1 protein-coding gene and 1 pseudogene are annotated in these 2,138 nt (G+C 62.5%); both read left to right on the top strand.

Features of this window, described 5'->3' with window-relative positions; all coding sequences use genetic code 11:
• The first annotated feature begins 395 nt into the window (after positions 1-395).
• Positions 396-899 (top strand): helix-turn-helix domain-containing protein, encoded by a 504-nt coding sequence (locus tag VZ95_RS24395; RefSeq protein ID WP_198148371.1) that lies wholly within the window; start codon positions 396-398, stop codon positions 897-899.
• A gap of 21 nt (positions 900-920) precedes the next feature.
• Positions 921-2,138, top strand: a pseudogene (locus tag VZ95_RS17515) (DNA polymerase III subunit gamma/tau); the annotation flags it as partial.

The following is a 2,138-nucleotide window of genomic DNA, read 5'->3' as shown; positions in this document are numbered from 1 at the left end:
GGGCTTACTTTTTTGTACGTATCCCGCGGTAAAAATCGGTTCGCACCTGGTTGGGTGGCTTGCCTTCAATCTTAGAGTGATTGCGTGATTTGACTCCGCAGATTGCGGAGGTTATCTTTTTGTCATGAATGCAGAAGGGTACCGCATGGAACTGCAAAGCCTTGTGGTGCTGGCGCGGATGAGCCAAGGCGACATCCTAACCCTTTGTGCGACTGTATGGGACGGGACGCGCGTCCACGCGATTGATATTATGGCGCATGTCGCGCTTACAACGAATGCTTCTGGCCGGATTTCAGCGCGCTGTTCAGACCTACATATCCAAGCCAATTTAACCAACCAACTTGGCGTGCGAGGCCTGCGGTCCCTGTGTTTGAGCGTGATGGAGGAGTTGGATTTTGACGCTATCGAAGTTATTGGAGCGCGCCGGACCACGGGTGCGGGTCCAGGCCGAGCCCCTCGTCCTCTCAGGTTCACCCGAAGCCATTCGGTTGAAGGTTGAAACCGGGCGGGAGTTTCGCTCAATTTCGGCTTTCAAGCTGCTCGTTGCCCACGGGGTTGGCGTGCGCAAGGCGAAGGCGGCGGCGGATGCCTTGCTGGCAGGGGAGAGTATCGATCTTGTCGCTCCGGCTGTAGCAGATTTCAGTAGCTTTTCGGCGGCGCTAACCGAGTGCGGCCTCGCGGTGGACCGCCATGTGCCACCCCCGGCGGATGTTGCCGCTATTCGCGCCAAGCATAAGTTAACGCAGGAAGAGTTCGCCGCGCGCTTTGCCCTTGGGCTTGCTACGGTTCAGAACTGGGAGCAGGGCCGCTCAGTTCCCGATGGTCCGGCGCGCTCATTTCTCGCCGTGATCGACCGTTATCCCGAGATTGCGGAAGAAGTGGTGAAAGCCCGGCCCTGACCCGCTACACTGCCGCCCGTCATGACCACACCCGACACCGCCGCCCCCGAATACCGGGTTCTGGCCCGCAAATACCGCCCGCAGACTTTCGCCGATATGATCGGGCAGGAAGCCTTGGTGCGCACCCTGACGAACGCCATTCAGTCGGGCCGTCTCGCCCATGCCTTCATGCTGACGGGGGTGCGCGGGGTGGGGAAGACGACCTCCGCCCGCATCGTCGCCCGCGCGCTGAACTGCATCGGCGCGGACGGGACGGGCGGGCCGACGCCGGAGCCGTGTGGCGTCTGCGATCCGTGCAAAGCGATTGCAGCCGACCGGCACCCGGACGTGATCGAAATGGATGCCGCTAGCCGCACCGGCGTCGATGACATCCGCGAAATTATCGATGGCGTGCGCTATAAGCCGATTTCGGCGCGCTATAAGATCTATATTATCGACGAAGTGCATATGCTCTCCAAAAATGCCTTCAACGCCCTGTTGAAGACGCTGGAAGAGCCGCCCGACCACACGAAATTCCTGTTTGCCACCACTGAAATTCGCAAAGTGCCGATCACGGTGCTCTCCCGCTGCCAGCGTTTTGATTTGCGCCGGATCGAGCCGGAAGTGCTGGCTGCCCATTTCATCCACATTGCCGATTTGGAAAAAGTGGTGCTGACGCCGGAAGCCGCCGCTTTGATCGGGCGCGCGGCGGATGGCTCGGCGCGCGATGGCATGTCCCTGCTCGATCAGGCGATTGCGCTCTCGTCGGGCGGCACGGTGGAAGCCGAAACCGTGCGCGGCATGCTGGGGCTCGCCGACCGGCTGACGGTCTATGATCTCTTCGGCAAGGTGATGGCCGGGCAGATTGCCGACGCTTTGGCGCTGTACGAGGATATGCACCGGGCCGGGGCCGACCCTAGCCAAGTGGTGCAAGACCTGCTCGGGCTCTGCCACGGCGTCACCCGCCTCAAGGTCGCCCCTGGCGCGCTGGAGAGTGCGGCGGAAACCGAACGGCGGGCGGCGTCGGACCTGGCGGGCAGCCTCTCGGTCGCAACTCTCACCCGCGCTTGGCAAATTCTGCTGAAGGGCGCGCAGGAAGTCCATGCCGCCCCCGATCCGCGCGCGGCGTGGAAATGGTGTTGATCCGCCTCGCTTACGTTACCGATCTGCCGAGCCCGGCCGATCTTATTCGGCGGCTGACGAGCGAGGGGGCGGCGTCGGGGTCCGCGCCGTCGGCCCCGCAAGGCGGTGGAGCCGGGC

Origin of the sequence: Elstera litoralis, assembly GCF_000963705.1 — a bacterium.
Taxonomy (GTDB): Bacteria; Pseudomonadota; Alphaproteobacteria; order Elsterales; family Elsteraceae; genus Elstera; species Elstera litoralis.
This window is presented reverse-complemented; position numbering and strand designations above follow the sequence as displayed.